Source organism: Mesobacillus sp. (genome assembly GCF_049588175.1).
Taxonomy (GTDB): domain Bacteria; phylum Bacillota; class Bacilli; order Bacillales; family Cytobacillaceae; genus Mesobacillus.
In genome coordinates, this window is the sequence record NZ_JBAVFI010000738.1 from 1 (window position 1) to 2,601 (window position 2,601).

At 41.9% G+C, this 2,601-nt stretch carries 2 protein-coding genes; one reads left to right on the forward strand and one right to left on the reverse strand.

The annotated features are described in order from the left end of the window. A partial coding sequence (locus WB217_RS17945) for an MCP four helix bundle domain-containing protein (RefSeq protein WP_423994665.1) occupies positions 1-1,042 on the reverse strand: 1,042 nt, incomplete at its 3' end. A 381-nt stretch (positions 1,043-1,423) separates the two neighbouring features. On the opposite strand from WB217_RS17945, the gene WB217_RS17950 reads away from it, so the two are divergent. After that, positions 1,424-2,431 (forward strand): DUF3231 family protein, encoded by a 1,008-nt coding sequence (locus WB217_RS17950; RefSeq protein WP_423994666.1) that lies wholly within the window; start codon positions 1,424-1,426, stop codon positions 2,429-2,431. The last annotated feature ends 170 nt before the right edge of the window (positions 2,432-2,601 follow it).

Genomic DNA, 2,601 nt, shown 5'->3' on the forward strand with positions numbered 1-2,601 from the left:
GCCCTTCACCCTCCGCAAAGCGATCTCTCCCTGCCGTTCCTTGATGATCCGCATATACCGCCACTTTTTTAAAATGAGGCTTGCCTGCCGATTCATCCTTCAGGTAAAAAGCCCCCAAATTACCGCCCATAAGCGGGGTCAGTTTCTTGATAAAATTCTCCGCCAACGCAGAAACATCCAAATGTCTGCTGTAGAGCTTTACGATGTCAGCAGAATTGGATTCAATCCAGTTCTGCTCCATGATCTCCTTAGTGTATTTCTGTTCCTTAATCGTAAGGTCCTCAATTGAAGCCGCCATCGCATTATACACTCTGGCAATCTCTCCGAACTCACCCTTCACTTCTTCATTCATTCGAGGAATGGAAGATAGATCGTCATAATCTACCTTTTTAATCGCGTTTGTAAATGAATTGATCGTCCCAACCGTATCCCTGATCACCCACAGCATGACGCCTGTAATCAGGATAATCGCCAATACAATTAAACCAATCAGCGCTTTTACTAGATTGTTATATGTGCCAGTTGACTCCGCCAGTGCATCTTGCATAAGCGATTCCTGGAAATTTTTGAATTCATCAATCTTGCTGAACAATAAATCCCTGTTTGCCATTTCATCTCGATAAATGGCCTGCAATTCATCAGGACTCGCGCCATTCTCCAGCCTGTTATAAATGTTGCGCTCCATGGCTGTGTATTCTTTATAAGTTTCCTTCACTTCAGAAATCAGGACTTTGGATTTATTCCTGTTCAGAAGGGTTTCCACCTCGATTAAACGCTGGCTGATATCTATTCCACTTGAAGCATCCTTCTTGAACTCAGCCGCTTCCCGATTATTCGTGATGATACGAACAAGGTCCCGGTCCTTCTGGTAAAGCTGCTGTCGAATATCCGTGACCTCGCTCACCTTAAAATACCGGTCCTGCACAATCTCAAGCATATTCGCCCGGATCGAATTCATCATCACAAGAATCGTAAACAACAAGAGGAACAAAAAGAACACCGTCAGCCCCAAACCGACATACTGCTTCCTTTTAAAACCCATCATCTCTCCCGCTTTCCTGCCAAATAAATAACTATCAACCTATCAACCTATCAAACAAATATACCAAAAACCCAGCCCATAAGCTATTTAGAAGCAAAGGGACGTTCCCTTTGCTCCTCATTTCGGAGGGTGGGAATCACAGGGACGTACCCTTTGCTCCTCGTTTCAGTGGGTGGGAATCACGGGGACGTACCCTTTGCTCCTTTTGATAACTGGTATTCAGCACTTTGATGTTGAAATCCGGTGAAAAATCCTTTTACTTAACAGAAGCATAAGGTACGTCCCCATGCTTCTCTTTAAAAGAAAGTAACAGCATTGACTCATAAAACTAGAAAAATGTGGAATGCTAACATATAGATTAGAATAAGTAGGTGTATATCGATGGAAGATAAGTCTAAGATCCGCCTCACTTCCGCTGAAATTTCGGTGTTGTGGACTCAATACATAAACGATACTGCTTCAATATGTATGATTAAACATTTTTTAGAAAAAGTAGAGGATGAGGAAGTTCGTCCAATTGCGGAATTTGCTTTAAAGGGCTCCAAACAGAATATTCGTTTCTTAACAGAATTTTTCAAGACCGAAAAATTCCCTGTACCAGTTGGGTTTACTGAACAGGATGTCTGCGCAGATGCTCCAAAATTGTTCTCAGACACTTTTGTTTTAATGTACTTGAGAAACATGTCGGTCCTGGGAATGGCTGCTGGCGGGGCTTCTTTGGGTTTTGTAACGAGACCAGATGTTGTGGACTTTTTTAAAAGCGTCAGTCAAACTTCAATTGGTTTACAGGACTTAACAAGAAGTGTGATGTTAAAGCAGGGAACATATATAAAGTCTCCATATGTAACACTTCCGGATAAAGTGGATTTTGTTCAAAAACAGAAATTTCTAGCTGGATTTTTAGGAGACGTAAGACCTTTAACCGTTCATGAGATTACGATGCTGTTCAACAATATCCAAACCAACGCAATTGGGAAGACAATCATCATTGGATTTGCTCAAACCGCGCAAAAGAAAGAGGTAAAGCAATACATGATGCGCGGCAAACAGATAGCTCAAAAACATATTGATTTATTCAGTGATAAACTCAAAAAAGAAGATCTCCCAGCTCCAATGATTTGGGATTCATCCCTATCTGACTCAACCAAACCAGTTTTTTCCGATAAATTAATGATGTTTCATGTTGCCTCAATGAATGCCGCCGGAATCGGAAACTACGGTACATCGATGGCTGGCAGCCCAAGAAGAGATCTTGCTCTTCTTTATGCATCATTAATCCCTGAAGTGGCATTATACGCGGAAGATGGTGCAAACATCATGATAAAAAACTCCTGGATGGAGGAGCCACCTCAAACTGACGACCGAAATCAACTAATAAAGGGAGATTAACCCGACTCCTTGTAAATTTCGAATAAGCAGTTTCAGAAAAAGGATAACCTGGAATGTTGAGGTGTTACATGCGACTTTTCATGTGGATAATATGGGGATTAGCGGCTTGGAAGTGGGGAGACTGGAGAAATTGGAAGAAATACCAGGCCACCATTCTGTACATGATGTAC

What these genes read in the sequence shown, in the direction of transcription:
- WB217_RS17950 (WP_423994666.1), top strand. Translation starts at nt 1,424, where the DNA reads ATGGAAGATAAGTCTAAGATCCGCCTCACTTCCGCTGAAATTTCGGTG.